The sequence below is a fragment of the Bacillota bacterium genome (genome assembly GCA_009711825.1).
GTDB lineage: Bacteria > Bacillota > Proteinivoracia > UBA4975 > VEMY01 > VEMY01.
This window is the reverse complement of record VEMY01000058.1, coordinates 19,521-35,081: the sequence shown is the minus strand read 5'-3', so window position 1 is coordinate 35,081 and position 15,561 is coordinate 19,521. Positions and strand designations below refer to the sequence as shown.

Sequence of the window (15,561 nt, the reverse complement as noted above, 5' to 3'; positions counted from 1 at the left end):
TCGATCAGGTAATCGCTACCTCAGGTTTTACCTTGTTGAGGCTGCCAACTCGGTAATGAGATATGAACCTGAGTTTAGAAGCTATTATTTGAAGAAGTATCATGAAGTGCCGAAGCACCAGCATAAAAGAGCCCTCGTCTTAACCGCAAGAAAACTTGTGCGTTTGATCGATGCGCTGCTACGCAACGATCAAATCTACACGCCAAGAAGGAAGGTGGGAAATTAGGAAATCCCCGACAGATTCCTTCGCCATTCCCCAGTTTTTGACATTCTGGGCTGGGGTTAATTTAGCGCACCCTTTTTTAAGGAACAGGGCAAAAATAATTTCCAACTTTCATAAATTAGGGGGGTGACATGTTACCGTAGGACTTAATAAATTAATCATCTAGCCAATCGGTAATTGAAACTACATCCTTATTCTTGCCAAAAGATGCTGCTGCTACCTGTTGACGGGACCATAATTGCTCCAGGGCATGGCGAAGGATCTCCAGATCCCGGTAATGGGTTCCGGGCAGCCACAGCAGCGGCAGTCCTGCCTGCTCCAGCACCTTTTCCAGCATCGAGTCGCGGCCGGGAGCCCAGAGGCCATGTTCATCTTCCAGAGTGCGCTCAAACTGGACCACCGCCACCGGCATATAGCCGCCGTCGTCCAAGACGACAAAGTCTACCCAGCGTTCATGGAGCCAGTTTGCCAGCGCCTCTTCCTTGTCACCTGGCTTGATCAGCAGGGGCATGGGGATCCAGGACAGGACCAGGCGCTTGTGGCCCGCTGCCTTTTGCAGGGATTCCCAGAACCGGCGCCACTCCATATCGCAGAGGGAGCGGGACTTGTCACACTTGTCATAGGAAATCTCCGGCTGCCGCAGTATCGACCAGAGTATAAGGATAAAGGCCAAAGTCAGTCCCCCGGCTATGGCCCAGTGTATGTACGTCATTTCAATCGTCACCTCCACTGTTTTTTTCGCCATTGGTAATAATTTCTCCTGCTATCCGTTGACAATCTGCCACATTTTAGGGCATAATAGCTGCAAAGCGAAACGGCAAAATGTGGCCCGAATGGTTTGTCTTGCAGCGGGCTGGCGATGGTGGAAGGTCCGGCCACAGCCCCGGTTCTGGATTTTCCTAGCTGCCGGATTCCGGCCGGGGGCCTCCGTTATCGGCTTTGAGAACACGCTTTTGCGTGAAATCGGGTGGTACCGGATTCACTCCGTCCCGAACCGGGATGGAGTTTTATATTTATAAAGGAGCTGAAAGAGATGAAAAGAGTTTTTTCCGGAGTGCAACCTTCGGGTGTCCTCACTCTTGGCAACTATCTTGGTGCCCTCAAAAACTTTACCCGGGTTCAGCATGAACACCAGTGCCTGTTTTGCGTGGTTGATCTCCATGCCCTGACAGTGCCCCAGGACCCGGCAGAACTGCGCCAACAGGTGCACCAAGTGGCAGCAATGTTCATCGCCTCCGGCATCGACCCCGAGGTGGCCACTATCTTTGTCCAGTCCCGTGTGGCGGCCCACAGCCAGCTGGCCTGGCTGCTCCAGTGCCTGACGGGCTTTGGCGAGTTGGGACGGATGACCCAGTTCAAGGAGAAGTCCCAGGGCAAGGAGACCTTCTCCAGCGGCCTCTTCACCTACCCGACCCTGATGGCCGCCGACATCCTGCTCTATGACACCAATTACGTGCCGGTGGGCGCCGACCAAAAACAGCATCTCGAGCTGACCCGGGACCTGGCAGAACGCTTCAACAAGCGCTTCGGCGACTTGCTGGTTGTGCCGGAGCCGCTGATTGCCAAAGTGGGAGCGCGGATAATGTCTTTGGACGACCCGACGACAAAAATGAGCAAATCCAATCCCAACCCCGGCAGCTTCGTCTCCTTGTTGGATGAACCAAAGACAATTGCCAAGAAGATTAAGCGGGCAGTCACCGATACCGGCATGGAGATACGCTTCGACATGGAAGAAAAGCCAGGAGTCAGCAATTTACTTTCGATATTGAGCTTATGTACCGGCCGCTCCCTGGATGAGCTGGAAGCAGATTTTGAAGGCAAGGGCTATGGCCATCTGAAAGTTGCCACTGCCGAAGCGGTTGTGGAGGAACTTGCACCGGTTCAGGCCCGCTACCGGGAGATCATCGCCAGCGGCGAACTGGAGCAAATCCTGGAGCGCGGCGCCGAAAAGGCCCGGGGTCTGGCGGCCCCGACCCTGGAAAAAGTCATGACCGCCATGGGCTTATAGCCACCGGCAACGGGGCGTTTACCACTGGCTTAATTGTCAAACTGTGACAGCAATCACTGAAAAATAATACCTCCTGGCATATGCTTAAACCAGGAGGTGTTTTTACATGAAAACCAGGATTATCCGTGATAAGTGCATTGGCTGCACACTGTGCGCAGCCGCCTGCCCTGATGTCTACGAGATGGACGATGAGGACATTGCTGTAGCAATCAAGGAAGAGGTGCCGGCAGGGTTGGAAGATGATGTGCGTGAAGCCGCCAGCGACTGCCCCACCGAAGCGATTGAAGTGGAAGAATAATCATTCCCCGGCCACCGGGGACGTACTTGCTGGCTGTCCGGCCACAGGGAAACGTCCCCGGTGGTTTATTTCTTGGGGTTTACATGGACCATACAGTGTTTTACTTCTGTGAATTCGGTTTCAATGGCATCATGGACCCGTTGGGCAATCTCATGGGATTTTTCCAGACTCAAATTACTGTCAGCGGCGATGTCGATGTCTACATAAATTCTTGCGCCGAACAGGCGGGTTTTGAGGTTATCAATATGCAAAACGCCTTCCTGACTGCTGACCAGATCTTTCATCTTGGCCACTGTCTCGTCGCTGCATGATTTGTCTACCATCTTGTCGATTGCGTCCTTGAATATCTCTAGGGCAGCTTTGGCGACAAAAACACTGATCACGACACTGGCGACAGAGTCCAGCACTGGAAACCCCAACCGTGCTCCGGCGATTCCCACTAAGGCCCCCAAGGATGACAGGGCGTCGGAGCGATGGTGCCAGGCATCGGCCATCAGGGCCCCGGAATTGACCTTCTTTGCTGCCGCTCTGGTGAACCAATACATCCATTCCTTAATTACAATCGAAACCAGCGCGGCAGCGAGGGCCAATGTGCCCGGCACTATCAGCACACTGCGGTTCAGAATTTTTTCCAGGCCGCTCCAACCAATGCCGACACCAGTGGCGAACAGAATCACAGCTAGGACTATTGCCGCCACGCATTCCAAGCGTTCATGACCATACTGGTGCTCTTTATCCGACTTTTTGCTGGAGTAATTAACACCGATGATCACAATAAAGGTGCTGAACACATCCGATGCCGAGTGGGCCGCATCGGAAATCAGGGCCCCGGAATTGGCAAGAATTCCAGCTGTCAACTTTATCACTGAAAGCACAAAATTAACCATGATATTTATTGTTGATACCCGCATGGTCACATTTCTGATGTCAGAAGCCTGCTCCATAGACGTACCTCCCGCTCCCGATTGAACTAAAAAACACACAACAGCGTCTATTTATATTAGTCTCAGACCGAGACGAGTGTTCCCGCCAGTTGTAAAAAAATCTGGGGGCATAAGCTGTGTTCCACAGATTTTTGTAATTTAGATAAACAGCTTGGTGATTATCACTGCACCGATGGCACCCATTATCACCCACATAACATTGGGCCGGACCAAGGCAATGATGACGGCGCTAACAGCGCCGATGGCCGCTGAGGACATGCTATCGGTGGAGTAGAGTATGTCCGGGAAGATCAGGGCCCCCAGCACCGCCACGGGAACGTATTGGAAAAAGACACGTAAGCGCGACGGCAATTTCAGCTCTGGCAGCAAAACCATGGGCACCATACGTGGGAGGTAGGTAACTACGGCCATGGCAAAAATCAACGGCAGGTAATTACTCATTGTCATCACCCCGCTCCGGGTAGAAAATCGCCCCGACCCCGGCGCCGAGGATTGTGCAAACAATTATCTCCCAACCAGGCGAAATGTCGACAAAGGGCAGCCAACGCAGCAGTGAGCGAGCAGCCATGGCCGTCACCGCTACCATCACAAGGGGCAGAGATTTTACGGCCGCCGGCACCAGCAGGCCAATAAACATTGCGTAGAGGGCAATCCCCATGCTGTCAGCAAGCAGGGGAGGCAGACCGGATGCAACCAGCACACCCGCAATTGTCCCTAAATTCCAGGCGCCGTAACCGGTGACAGCGAGCCCCAAAACATAGGACAGAGGCAGCTTGTCCCGTTCACTGAGAGACGCCACTGAAAATGTCTCATCTGTAATGCCAAATGACAAAAGGCTGAGCATGCCCCGGGAAATGCCGGGCTCCAGGCGCAGGGCCAGTGATGAAGACATCAGAAAGTGGCGGAAGTTCAAGATAAAAGTGGTTATTACAATTTGCCAGGGATTGATGCCGGCAATCAGCATGTTTACAGCCACGAACTGGCTGGCGCCGGCAAAAACTAACATGGATAGGAGGACCGCGACGTGATTGGGCACTCCGCCGGACTTAGCCAACAGACCGAAGGCCAGGGCGATGGGAATATAACCAATGGCAATTGGAATGCCACTCCTCATTCCGGCCACAAATTGATTTTCGTTGAGCGTTAGTTGTTTTTGCATAATAGACCCCACTAATGCTTTTTTACGAATATACCATAATCAGCGTAGATAAACAGCAATCTGTTTACATGTTCCGCCTCAGCAGCTGAGACGATTAAATGCACCCCAGCGGCGCATTTAATTTTTATGCAGTTCACGCGCCATGTTGAGCAATTGTTCTCGCTGATTGAGCCCGGGATTGTCCAGCACAGCTTCCGTAAGCTGGGCGAGGATTCTACCCAGCTCCGGTCCCTCGGGAATCCCCGCAGCAAGTAAATCCCGTCCGTCAATGGCCAAGTCATGTCGGGAAACCGGAGCATTTTGGGCAAAGAAGGCTTGCACCCGGGCGGCCATTGCGTCCAGTTTTTCCACGCTGTGGTCAACAGCGGTGGCCTGCATATCTGCCCGCTGTAGCGCAAACAGCGCGTCAATGTTTTCCCGGCCGACTCGGGCCAAAAGTCTTCCCGGCCTCATCTCTGGGTAATTGATGGCCAGCATATGATTGCGCACCAGTGTTTTCACCCGGCTAATCGTCTTGTTATCAAAGCGCAGGCGGCGAAGAATTTTACCGGCAATCTGCGTCCCCAGCTTTTCATGGCCATAGAAATGTCCGACTCCTTTTTCATCACGGCTGAAGGTCAGGGGTTTGGCAATATCGTGGAGCAAAGTGGCCCAGCGCACAACCAAGTCAGCCGGCGTCCGGGCCACAGCCAGCAACGTATGGCCGTAGACATCCTCACTGTGGGCGGGATGATACTGCTGAAAGCCAATGCACGCATCCACCTCCGGCAATATCTGGCGCAAAAGTCCTGTAAGGCGTAAATATTCCACACCCCGCAAAGGGCGGGGCGAGAGTAATATCTTGTTCAATTCGTCGCGAATGCGTTCAGGGCTCACTTCGCCGATACGTTGACGATAGCGACCCAGCGCCACTCGGGTTTCGTACGCCAAAGCGAAGTTCAACTCAACAGCCAGCCGCACCGCCCGGAGCATGCGCAGCGGATCTTCCTCCAGGCGTTTGGCGCCACCGGTCAGTCGCAGCACCCGTGCCTCTAAATCAGCCAATCCACCCCAAGGGTCCAAGAGCCCAGCTTCCTCGCTCCAGGCCATGGCGTTGACAGTAAAGTCCCGAAACGCCAAATCAGCTGCCAAGGAAGGAGCGCGAAAGCTGCTGATTTCCAACTGGCCTGAGGGATGCAAGACTGTAACCGTGCCGAATTTCAGCCCGGTGGGAACGACCTTAAACTCAGCCAGCAGCTCCTTCAATTCTGCCACCGGCGCTGCCGTTGCCAAATCCCAGTCCCGGGGCGGGCGTTCAAGGAGCTGATCCCGCAGGCAGCCGCCGACCACATATGTTTCGTGCCCGGCCGCACGCAGAGCCGCAATCACCTCAGCCACGTATCCAGAAACCCTGATTTCCACCACGGCTGCCCCCTTTCACTTTGACGAAAAGTGCCCAGGAAAGGACCGTCCCCAAGTGGGCATCGTCCCTAAATGGGCAGTTGGTAGATGCGGAAGACTTTGTAGAGCACGCCACCGGCGCCTTGGGCATCGCGGTTCATGGCGATGTTGAATTCGTGGATGCTGGAGCCGTCGCCGCCCCGAAAGCCCAGACGATGAGCGGCTTCCATGCTACGCAAATACAAGGCAGCAGAAACACCTTTGCGATGATATTCGGGCACAACCATGATTACGAACAGACGGGCAACATCAATCTGCTTGCGGGCGCGCAGGAAATGCCACCAGCCCAAGGGAAAGAGCCGGCCATTCATCCGCTTGAGCACCTGGTTGTAATCCGGCAAGGCAATGGACATGCCTATCGGCGTTCCCTCGTAATCTTCGGCAATTAGAATCAGGTCGGAGATGGCCAGGAATTTGAGTTTGTTCACCTCGGCCCGCACTTCGTCCTCGCTGGGGGGAATCATGTCCGGCCAATCCTCAGGCATTGAATTGTCACTTATATGCTTGAACACCTGGATTTCCTTTTCGATATTTTTCAAATCGGCGGTGCGCAAGCGAAACTTATACCGCCGCTCGGCGATATCTACTCCCCGGACCATGCGCTCAGGAATGGGCTGGGTGGCGTCGCACCAGTAGGCATTGCGATCAAACTGCTTTGTAAAACCATAGCGCTCGAAAAATTCAGGATACCATTCCGGGTTATAGCTGCTGAGGAAGGTGGGCGGGGTGTCAAACCCCTTGATTAGCATGCCCCGGTAGTCGTCGCCGTTGCTAGGGGACTGGGGACCGGTGACAACAGTGGCGCCATGGCGGCGCACAAACCCAACAGCAGCGTCCAACAGCGCCTCCGCCACCTGATAGTCCTTTTCGCATTCAAACAGGGTTATGTAGCCAGCTTCTACGCCCTTGGCTTCGTTCAGGCGCCGATCCAGGCCGCAACCGACACGCCCCACCGGGCGCTTACCTTTGTAGGCCAAAAAATAGCACCAGGGGCCCAGATTCAAGAGCGCGTTGTGCTTGGGATTGAGGGTGTTTATCATATCGAAGCGCAGGGGTGGCACCCAATTGGGGTCGTCTTTGTACAGGCGCCAGGGCAGGTCGACAAACTGGCGACGTTGCCGAGCAGTGGTAACAGCAGCCACGTTAATCATAGCATTCTCTTCTTTCCGCATTAGCTAAAATTAGTCCAATAGAATTATATGCAATGTATTTCGACATCTAGTGCAATTAATCCTGCGAAATGAATAATCAGCCGGCAATTGCCGACTGATTATTTTCTGCTGCCCGGCTTGTTCACCGGCACTCCCTGTTGGCACAAGGGACATGTTTGCGGCTCCCAAACCTGGGGTTGGAGGTTATAGAGCGCATGGTAGGGTACACCGAAGTCCAGCTTACCATTGGTGCGGTCCACTATCAATGCCACCCCCATAACTTCCGCCCGCATACCCTGGAGCATGCGCACCACCTCCATGGCCGAGCCGCCAGTGGTGGATACATCCTCTGCCACCAGCACCCGTTCACCGGGAGTGACCGCAAAACCACGCCGCAAAGTCATAACATCCTCCACCCGTTCGCTGAAGATTGCCCTGCAGCCTAGGGCGTGACCCAGCTGGTAGGCCCAAGTGATGCCACCCATGGCCGGGCCAATCACTGTGTCCACCTTTTGATCTTTTAGTTTCTCCGCCATCAGACTGCTGAGCTGCTCAGCTTTATCCGGGTATTGCAAGACCAATGCGCATTGCAGGTAAGTATCGCTGTGCAGGCCGGAACTCAGGGTGAAATGTCCTTTCTGAATAGCTCCTGTTTCAATGAAGATTTTTTCTACCGTACTCACTAAACCGCCTCCAATTCCGCAAGGATTTGTTCTGCCGCGGCCACCGGGTCCGGCGCGGCGGTGATCGGTCGCCCGACCACGATATGGCTAGCGCCCGCCCGGACCGCCTGGGCCGGGGTCATTATCCGCTTCTGGTCGCCACTGTCGCTACCCGCCGGGCGAATACCCGGGGTGACTCGCAGGAACTCTGCCGGCAGGGCTTGCAACTGAGCCAAATCCGGGGGCGCACAAATTACGCCGGCAATTCCCTGGCTGTGGGCAAGTTGGGCGAGCTCCGCAACCTGGACGGGTAACGACCGGTTGACACCCACCTGTTGCAGGCGCTCTTCGGTCAGGCTGGTGAGCACAGTCACTGCCAGGAGCTTCACCGAACCTGCCTCGGCCTGGCATGCTCGGAGCATATCCGCGCCGCCGGCGGCATGGACGGTGCAAAGGTCCACTTCCAGGCGCCGGGCTGCTGCCACTGCCCGGGAGGCAGTGTTGGGGATGTCATGAAATTTCAGATCCAAAAATACATGCTTTCCTTCATTCTTCAACCAGCGCACGAAATCCGGGCCCGCGGAACTGAAGAGTTCCAGGCCGACCTTGTAGAAGTTGACCCGTTCCCCTGCCTTTTGCACCCAGGAGCGGGCAACTCCCGCATCATGGGTGTCCAAAGCAACAATCAGCTTAGTCATTTATCTCATCCTTCCGCTGGGCAGCGCCCACAAGCTCTGTTACAGAAGTTTGATGTTCCTGCAGCCAGGCCTCCAACTCCCAGACCAGCCGCGGCAGCAGCAATGGCTCGGAGAAGCTAGCACTGCCAACCTGGACGGCGCTGGCGCCGGCCATCAGAAATTCCACCACGTCCTCCACCCGGGAGATTCCGCCGCAACCAATTACGGGAATATCCACGGCAGAAGCCACCTGCCAGACCATGGCCAGGGCCACCGGCTTGATCGCCGGCCCCGAGAGACCGCCAAAGGTATTGGCCAAAAGCGGTCGCCTGTGCTCGATGTCGATGGCCATTCCCCGCAGAGTGTTGATCACGGTCAGAGCGCTGGCGCCAGCTTCGGCGGCGGCCACGGCCAGCTCAGTGATTTCCGTAACATTAGGACTGAGCTTGACCACCAGCGGCAGCTGACATTCGGCCTTCACCGCCTGGACAACCCGGTGCACGCTTTCGGCCTGGAGGCCAAAGGCGATGCCCCCTTCCCGGACATTGGGGCAGGAGAGGTTGAGCTCCAAGCCCAAGAGCGGAAATTCTGCCAGACCGGCCGCCACCTGCACATATTCCTCAACAGTGCTGCCGGCCACATTGACCAGCACCGGCAGCTTCTGCTCCAGCAGCCAAGGCAAATCAGTCTTCACCACTGCGTGCAAACCAGCGTTTTGCAGCCCGATGGCATTGAGCATTCCTGCCGGTGCTTCCGCCACCCGCGGGGTGGCATTGCCCTCCCGGGGCAGATATGTGGTGGCTTTGGTAACCACAGCGCCAAGAGTTTTCAGGTCAAACAGTTCGATATATTCCCGGCCCCAGCCGAAACAGCCGGAAGCCGGCATGATTGGATTGTTCAAACGCGCGAAGCCCAGATCTGTCTGTAACATCAAAACTTCACCTCCTGGGCAGCGAACACCGGCCCGTCCTTACAGACCAGGGCCGGGCCAGCGGCGATAGTGCAGGTGCAGCCCATGCAGGCGCCCATGCCGCAGGCCATCCGCTCTTCCAGGGCAAACTGGCCGGGAATGTCTAGCTCATGAAGGATGGTCTGCACGGCCCTCAGCATCGGCCGTGGACCACAGGCACCGACCCACATATCCGGGGCAAGTAGGCTGGCACCCACCGTGAGCACTGTGCCCTGCTGGCCGCGACTGCCGTCGTCTGTGACATAGTGCACTTGGGTTCCCGCCGGCAGCGGCAACTTATCCAGCCACAATTCGTCCGCGTTCCGGCCGCCCATCACCAAGGTGCTATGTTCAAGACGACGGGCCAAGAGCAGGAGCGCTGCGGTGCCAATGCCGCCGCCTAGAAGCAGCGCCGGGCCCCGGGGTTGCTCAAATCCTCGCCCCAGAGGGCCCAGGACCTGGATTTCATCGCCGGGCTGCAATTGGGTCAGGGTCCTGGTGCCCGCGCCCTGGGCACGGTAGATTACTTCTATGCAACCCTTGTCAGCGCCGGCGACAGTAAAGGGACGGCGCAGACTGTACCCCGGCACCTGTACATGCACAAACTGTCCGGGGCTAACGTCAGCGGCGATACCAGGACAGGACAACTCCATTCTGTAAATACGGGCCGTAAGCAGGTCGTTGACCTGCACTACAGCCCGTGCATCTATCGGTTTCATCCAACCTGTGCCCTCGCTTCCACGGGCACTGTGACATTGCCTACTTCACCGTTCAACATCACAATTTCGCCTCCTACCATGGTCATTGCAGGCAGGCCGGACATTTTCCACCCGGCAAAGGGGGTGTTTACGCCCTTGCCGACAAACGTTTGCGGGTCGACTTCCGCCCGCGCTGCCGGGTCGATTGCAGTAATATCTGCGGACTGGCCAACGGCTATGGAGAGATTCTCCAGGCCCAGGACCCGACGCGGTCCGGCGGTAAACTTCTCTACCAAGGTTGCCAGACTCATGCGACCGCTCTCCACCAGCTGGGCATAGAGCAGGCCCCAGGCGGTTTCCAGGCCGACGATGCCTGGGGGGGAGTCATCAAAAGTTGTAAATTTTTCGGTTTGTTTGTGGGGAGCGTGGTCAGTGGCGATGGCATCGATTGTGCCATCCAACAGCCCGGCCAGCAATGCTTCCCGGTCGGCTTCGGTCCGCAGGGGCGGGTTGACCCGGGCCAGGGTGTTGTAATTATCACAGGCAGTCTCAGTGAGCATTAAATGATGGGGGGTAACATCGGCGGTGACTCTGACACCCCGGGCCTTGGCCCGACGCACCGCCTCAACAGCGCCACGAACGCTGAGGTGGGTGAGGTGCAGCCGGCAGTTGCTGGCTTCGGCCAGCGCGATATCCCGCTCCACCGCGGCCACTTCCGCCACCGGGTCGGCGCCGGCAAGACCGAGCTTGTCGGCCAGGGGGCCGGCGTTCATCACGCCACCGGCGACCAAGGAAACGTCTTCAGGGTGACTGATGATTAGTAAATCCCACTGGGCAGCGTAGCACATGGCGTTATAGGAGACGCCGGAATCCTGTACCCAGCCACCGTCGTCACTGAAGCCAATGGCGCCAGCTTGGTGCATCAGGCCCAGTTCGGCAATTTCTTTGCCTTGCTGTCCTTTGGTGATCGCACCCACCGGCAGCACCCGCACCAGACCTTCGTTCTTGGCCCGGGTGGCAATTAGTTCCACCAACAGCGGATTATCGACCACCGGGTCTGTATTGGGCATGGCGCAGACGGTGGTGAAGCCGCCCTTGGCTGCAGCAGCAGTGCCGGAAGCAATTGTTTCTTTACCCTCCTGGCCTGGCTCCCGCAGATGGACATGCATATCCAAGAGTCCGGGCAGAATCAGCTTGCCACCCATATCCAACGTTTTCCCCGGGCGCACCAAATCTGTGCCAATCTCGGCAATTTTACCATCGCGAATCCAAACATCTGCCTCCCGAATTGTGCCACCGTCAACTATCTTGCCATTTTTCAGTACCAGTTCCATCAGTTACCGCCCCTTTCTTTTAGTATGCTCAACACTGCCATTCTTACCGCCACGCCGTTGGTGACCTGGTCCAGAATTACTGAGTTGGGACCATCGGCCGCTTGATGACTAATCTCCAGTCCCCGGTTCATCGGTCCTGGGTGCAGGAGCAACATGTCTTTTTGCAAATGTTTTTGATCCACGCCCCAAAACTTGAAGTATTCTTTGGCCGAAGGGAACAATCCCTGTTGCTGACGTTCCAGTTGCAGACGGAGGACATTGACCACATCGGCACTATCGAGGGCGGCGTTTAGGTCGGTTTCTGTCTCCACCTGCCAGTCGCCTGAGTCAGGCAACAGAGTGGCCGGCGCGCAGACCGTCACCTTCGCCCCCAGCTTGGTCAGACCCTGGATGTTGGAGCGGGCAACCCGGCTATGGAGGACATCGCCGACGATTACCACCTTCAATCCTTCCACCTGTTGCTTATGCCGCCAGATGGTGAGAATGTCCAACAGGCCCTGGGTGGGATGCTCATGGCGGCCCTCACCGGCGTTGACGACGCTAGCCCGGGTATTCTCGGCCACAAACCGGACCGCGCCGGAGGTGCCGTGACGGATGACCATGCAGTCCACAGCCATCGCCTCGATGTTCTGGGCCGTATCTAGCAGACTTTCACCCTTGGCGAGGCTGGAACCCTGTTGGCTGAAGTTAATCACGTGGGCGCCCAGGTATTTGGCCGCCAGCTCAAAGGACATGCGGGTGCGGGTGCTGTTTTCAAAAAACATGTTTGCCACTGTCCAACCCGCCAATTCCCGGCCGTCCTTCTCGCCCCGGTCCAGGCGCTCGCGATACTCGTTGGCGCGATGTAGTAGTGTCCACAATTGTTCTCTGCTCAGGTCTTCTAGTGCCAACAGGTGCTTATCCATCGTCATCCCCCTTTTCAATAAAAAAACCGGTCTCGCCTGGAGACCGGATATGCGCACAAATAACAAGCCTTTGCACGGACACCTTGTCAGCCTCGCAGGACTGTCTTTAAAGGCGCTCAAAAAAGCCTTGGCTCCTGTGAGGGGCCAAGGCTTGTGTACACAAATATCCTAAATTGTGACCCTTGCCAGCCTCACAGGACTGTCTTTAAAGGTTTTTTAAAGTATAACATTGATTTAAAAACATGTAAACAGAAAATCATGGAAAATTTTTCGCTTACGGACGCAATATCAATAATTCGGGCATTGCCATGGCTTGGGTTGAGCCATCGGCATCCAGAGGCGTGCAACGGGCAATAATTGTCGGTCCGTTCAAGGAAACCTCCCGTAACGGTACACGAATTACTGACCCGTTGACATCTACATAAGTGGTAGCAATACTATCATCAGCATCAAAAACCTGGGGTTCAAAATTATCCAAGTAGCGCTCAAACTTCAGCCAATAGCCGTCTGCCTCGGGCAAAGCTAGCAATAGCTCCGACCAGGGCGCCTGGTCAAGGGATGAAAATAAAGTTGCAACAGGCAGACGAAAATGCTCCAAGGCCTGGAAGTTATCATCCACCAGGGAAACACGCTTATCCTGCAGTCGGTACTGGTGATAGCGTCCAGAAACAGGCACGGTAAAGTCTGTTGCAAACTCGCGTATCTTTCCCTCTCCGGACAAAATCAGGGTTAAACTTTCTATATCAATATAGATCTCATCAAACTCCGCTTCAAACCGCTGGGTAAGCTGTTTCTCCATGCCGTCGGCATTAAAGCTCTGGATATCCGCGCCTGGATTGAGGATAAAAGCCCGATCTCGCAGCAAACAGTTGGCCGGCAACAACAAGACAATTAACAGCACCAAAAGCGGCCAAAATTTTTTCATCACTTCCACCCCCTGCCTTTATGGAGAATATTCTCGCAAAAATAAAAAAATCCTGCATGGCCCTAATAACTGACGCCAAAAAGCGATTGTAATTGCGAGGTGGCTGTAGTTGAAGAATCAGTCACGGCTGGCGTTTCTATTACCGACGGTGAGCAAGTTGACGCTTGGTTTCGCCGTTGTGCCGATAGTGTCCAGTCAACATCCATCCCTGTAGTAAAACAATCCCCGCGAAAGCGGGGATTGAGATTAGATTAGTGAGATTAGATAAAGTCTTTGTTCAGGAGATATAAAATCAATCCCGACCCGGTGAGGGCCAGCCCGGGAATCAGCAGCCAGTCGATATTTGCCTGGGTTAGTGGAATAGTATCGCCTTGCCCGGTGATCTCAAAACTGACAGCAACCACCTGGTCATCAAACTCTTTATCGGCGGCAGGGAGACTTACCTCCAGCTCCAGCTCCCGAACCTCATCGGCCGCCAGCTCGCCCAGGGGAATGCCGTGCAGACGGCTCAGGGGTCCGTAGTAATAGCCCGACTCACCAGAGGAAACTTCGATTGTCAGTAAGTCAAACAGGGCTAACTCGCCAGCTTCCACCTGCGCCTGCAAGAAAAATTGCAGCGCCTGGTCAGTGGTGTTGGCAAAGGTAAGAGAGCTATCCGTGTCCGTCTCACCAGTCGGTGAGGAAAACACAGGCATATCACCCACAACTTCAAGCTGCAGCTCATGAACACTTGATTCCAGTACGCTTCTAGGGGGCCCCATCAATAGCACGGCGGCAAAGAGCAATGCCATCAAAATGACAGTTACCACCAAAAAGCCAACATACCGCTTGAACATTTATTCCTCCTGGCTGAACTTAATTGCCCATCCGGGGACGGAGGTTAACTGGGCAATTTCGTATTCCTCCTGCAAACCAGGGACGCTGGTTTAGTCTTCACATCAAATTGTTCCCTGCAAGATGCAGAAAATGCAACACTAAGGTGAGTCCCTAATGTTGCATTAGTTGTGCCCAGCTAACCTCCGTCCCCCTATGGGCGCTTGAGGACGAGGAAGCCGCCGATGGCTGCCAACAACAGGCCGGGAATCAACAGCCAGTTGATATTGGTCCCGGTTACCGGCATCGACTCACCATGTCCGGTGAAGATAAAGCTCACTTTGATTTCCTTACCCTGGTATTCATTGCCGGCAGAGGCGGGTAAACTGACAGCCATGTCCAGCTCCCGGACTTCGCCACCGGCGATTTCACCCAGGGGGGCGCCGTCGAGGCGGTGCAGGGGGCCCCGATAGTAACTTGAGTCGCCATCGCCGATTTCGATGACCAAGAGCTCGTAGAGCAGTTCATCGCCTGCCGCCAGTTCGACGCTGAGCGAGAGGTCAAAGGCATCCTCACCGGTGTTGCTAACGGTGGCGGCGGAAGCAGCATTGTCGCCGGGGGCCATGTTCGACTCGGAAAAAATCGGGGTATCGTCGAGGACGGTGATGCTCATTTCCCGAATTTCGATCTCGAAGGCGTGGACGGGAGCAGGCAGAATCAGCAGCAAGCCGGTAAGAATGAAGAGTATGGTTATACTCAACACAGCGCTGAGGCGAACTAGTTTTTTATACATTAGTCATCCCCTCCGTAAACGGGCACCGGATAGTCCAACCAACCATCGTCGTTGACTTGGTAAGCGGTGAAGATAATCTGGCCTTCCAGTTCATGGCTAACATTCGATGACTCAGGCATCGTATTATACAACTTGAATTTCAGATTCATCGTTTCACCCACGGTCAGCACTTCATCATCTTTGGTAAGAATAAAACCTTCTTGAGATATTACCGTAAACTTTTTGTGGTCAACGATCTTTTTGATCTCGTTGCCTTCGTCATCCAGTTCAAACACATCTAGGCGTACATTTTTATGGAATAGTCCCCAATCGGCTTGTTCGAACACAAGAAACCCTCTAATTTTCGCATCCAGGGTTCCGGTATTCTTTATCGTCAATTCTGGCTCGGAACTGGGGCTATCAAAAAGCAGATTGCCCTCACCATCGGGCTCAATTATGGTAATTTTGAGTTTGCCAGCGGTAAAACTAGTATCAAAAGAAGCTGTGGCCCGGTCGGTGAACCAAGACCAGGTCTGACTGACCAGCAATGTAGATAACAGTATACAACTTAGGATCACATAAAACCTATTGCGCATGTTTTCC

At 54.9% G+C, this 15,561-nt stretch carries 19 protein-coding genes; 3 read left to right on the top strand and 16 right to left on the bottom strand.

Annotation, left to right across the window (positions count from 1 at the left end; translation table 11 throughout):
* On the top strand, positions 1 to 226 hold a 226-nt coding region (locus tag FH749_14475), incomplete at its 5' end, for an IS110 family transposase (protein ID MTI96656.1).
* 151 nt (positions 227 to 377) lie between these two features.
* Here the strand turns inward: FH749_14475 and FH749_14470 are convergent.
* A complete protein-coding gene (locus FH749_14470; GenBank protein MTI96655.1) occupies positions 378 to 968 on the bottom strand; it encodes a DUF2726 domain-containing protein in 591 nt (196 codons plus the stop codon).
* A 288-nt stretch (positions 969 to 1,256) separates the two neighbouring features.
* On the opposite strand from FH749_14470, the gene trpS reads away from it, so the two are divergent.
* Both trpS and FH749_14460 read left to right on the top strand, forming a co-directional pair.
* A complete protein-coding gene (gene trpS, locus FH749_14465; protein ID MTI96654.1) occupies positions 1,257 to 2,231 on the top strand; it encodes a tryptophan--tRNA ligase in 975 nt (324 codons plus the stop codon).
* 106 nt (positions 2,232 to 2,337) lie between these two features.
* Positions 2,338 to 2,529: a ferredoxin gene (locus FH749_14460; protein MTI96653.1), complete on the top strand. Its 192-nt coding sequence runs from the start codon at positions 2,338 to 2,340 to the stop codon at positions 2,527 to 2,529.
* A 65-nt stretch (positions 2,530 to 2,594) separates the two neighbouring features.
* On the opposite strand, the gene FH749_14455 is transcribed toward FH749_14460, so the two are convergent.
* From FH749_14455 to FH749_14385, 15 genes are all read right to left on the bottom strand, one after another.
* The gene (locus tag FH749_14455; GenBank protein MTI96652.1) at positions 2,595 to 3,473 is read right to left on the bottom strand and encodes a cation transporter; all 879 of its coding nucleotides are present in this window, start codon (positions 3,471 to 3,473) and stop codon (positions 2,595 to 2,597) included.
* A gap of 138 nt (positions 3,474 to 3,611) precedes the next feature.
* Positions 3,612 to 3,920, bottom strand: coding sequence for an AzlD domain-containing protein (locus FH749_14450; GenBank protein ID MTI96651.1), 309 nt, complete (start codon positions 3,918 to 3,920; stop codon positions 3,612 to 3,614).
* Entirely contained in the window at positions 3,907 to 4,632 is a 726-nt protein-coding gene (locus FH749_14445; GenBank protein ID MTI96650.1) for an AzlC family ABC transporter permease, read from the bottom strand. The genes FH749_14450 and FH749_14445 overlap by 14 nt, the downstream gene beginning before the upstream one ends.
* 117 nt (positions 4,633 to 4,749) lie before the next feature.
* On the bottom strand, positions 4,750 to 6,036 hold the full coding sequence (locus FH749_14440) for an HD domain-containing protein (protein ID MTI96649.1): 1,287 nt from the start codon (positions 6,034 to 6,036) through the stop codon (positions 4,750 to 4,752).
* A 65-nt stretch (positions 6,037 to 6,101) separates the two neighbouring features.
* Positions 6,102 to 7,223, bottom strand: a complete 1,122-nt coding sequence (locus tag FH749_14435; GenBank protein ID MTI96648.1) for a GNAT family N-acetyltransferase — start codon at positions 7,221 to 7,223, stop codon at positions 6,102 to 6,104.
* A 119-nt stretch (positions 7,224 to 7,342) separates the two neighbouring features.
* The gene (locus tag FH749_14430) at positions 7,343 to 7,906 is read right to left on the bottom strand and encodes an orotate phosphoribosyltransferase (protein MTI96647.1); all 564 of its coding nucleotides are present in this window, start codon (positions 7,904 to 7,906) and stop codon (positions 7,343 to 7,345) included.
* Positions 7,906 to 8,583, bottom strand: coding sequence for an orotidine-5'-phosphate decarboxylase (pyrF, locus tag FH749_14425; protein ID MTI96646.1), 678 nt, complete (start codon positions 8,581 to 8,583; stop codon positions 7,906 to 7,908). Before pyrF ends, FH749_14430 begins: the two co-directional genes overlap by 1 nt.
* Positions 8,576 to 9,496, bottom strand: a complete 921-nt coding sequence (locus tag FH749_14420; GenBank protein ID MTI96645.1) for a dihydroorotate dehydrogenase — start codon at positions 9,494 to 9,496, stop codon at positions 8,576 to 8,578. The genes pyrF and FH749_14420 overlap by 8 nt, the downstream gene beginning before the upstream one ends.
* Entirely contained in the window at positions 9,493 to 10,230 is a 738-nt protein-coding gene (locus FH749_14415) for a dihydroorotate dehydrogenase electron transfer subunit (protein MTI96644.1), read from the bottom strand. The genes FH749_14420 and FH749_14415 overlap by 4 nt, the downstream gene beginning before the upstream one ends.
* Entirely contained in the window at positions 10,227 to 11,543 is a 1,317-nt protein-coding gene (locus FH749_14410) for a dihydroorotase (GenBank protein MTI96643.1), read from the bottom strand. The genes FH749_14415 and FH749_14410 overlap by 4 nt, the downstream gene beginning before the upstream one ends.
* Positions 11,543 to 12,448 carry an aspartate carbamoyltransferase catalytic subunit gene (locus FH749_14405; GenBank protein MTI96642.1) on the bottom strand — a complete coding sequence of 302 codons (906 nt, stop codon included), beginning with the start codon at positions 12,446 to 12,448 and terminating at the stop codon, positions 11,543 to 11,545. Before FH749_14405 ends, FH749_14410 begins: the two co-directional genes overlap by 1 nt.
* Before the next feature lie 274 nt (positions 12,449 to 12,722).
* Positions 12,723 to 13,373, bottom strand: a complete 651-nt coding sequence (locus tag FH749_14400) for a hypothetical protein (GenBank protein ID MTI96641.1) — start codon at positions 13,371 to 13,373, stop codon at positions 12,723 to 12,725.
* Between the two features lie 260 nt (positions 13,374 to 13,633).
* The gene (locus FH749_14395) at positions 13,634 to 14,209 is read right to left on the bottom strand and encodes a hypothetical protein (GenBank protein MTI96640.1); all 576 of its coding nucleotides are present in this window, start codon (positions 14,207 to 14,209) and stop codon (positions 13,634 to 13,636) included.
* Between the two features lie 191 nt (positions 14,210 to 14,400).
* Positions 14,401 to 14,979 carry a hypothetical protein gene (locus tag FH749_14390; GenBank protein ID MTI96639.1) on the bottom strand — a complete coding sequence of 193 codons (579 nt, stop codon included), beginning with the start codon at positions 14,977 to 14,979 and terminating at the stop codon, positions 14,401 to 14,403.
* Complete coding sequence (locus FH749_14385) at positions 14,979 to 15,554, bottom strand: hypothetical protein (protein MTI96638.1); 576 nt, start codon at positions 15,552 to 15,554, stop codon at positions 14,979 to 14,981. Before FH749_14385 ends, FH749_14390 begins: the two co-directional genes overlap by 1 nt.
* Positions 15,555 to 15,561 lie beyond the last annotated feature (7 nt).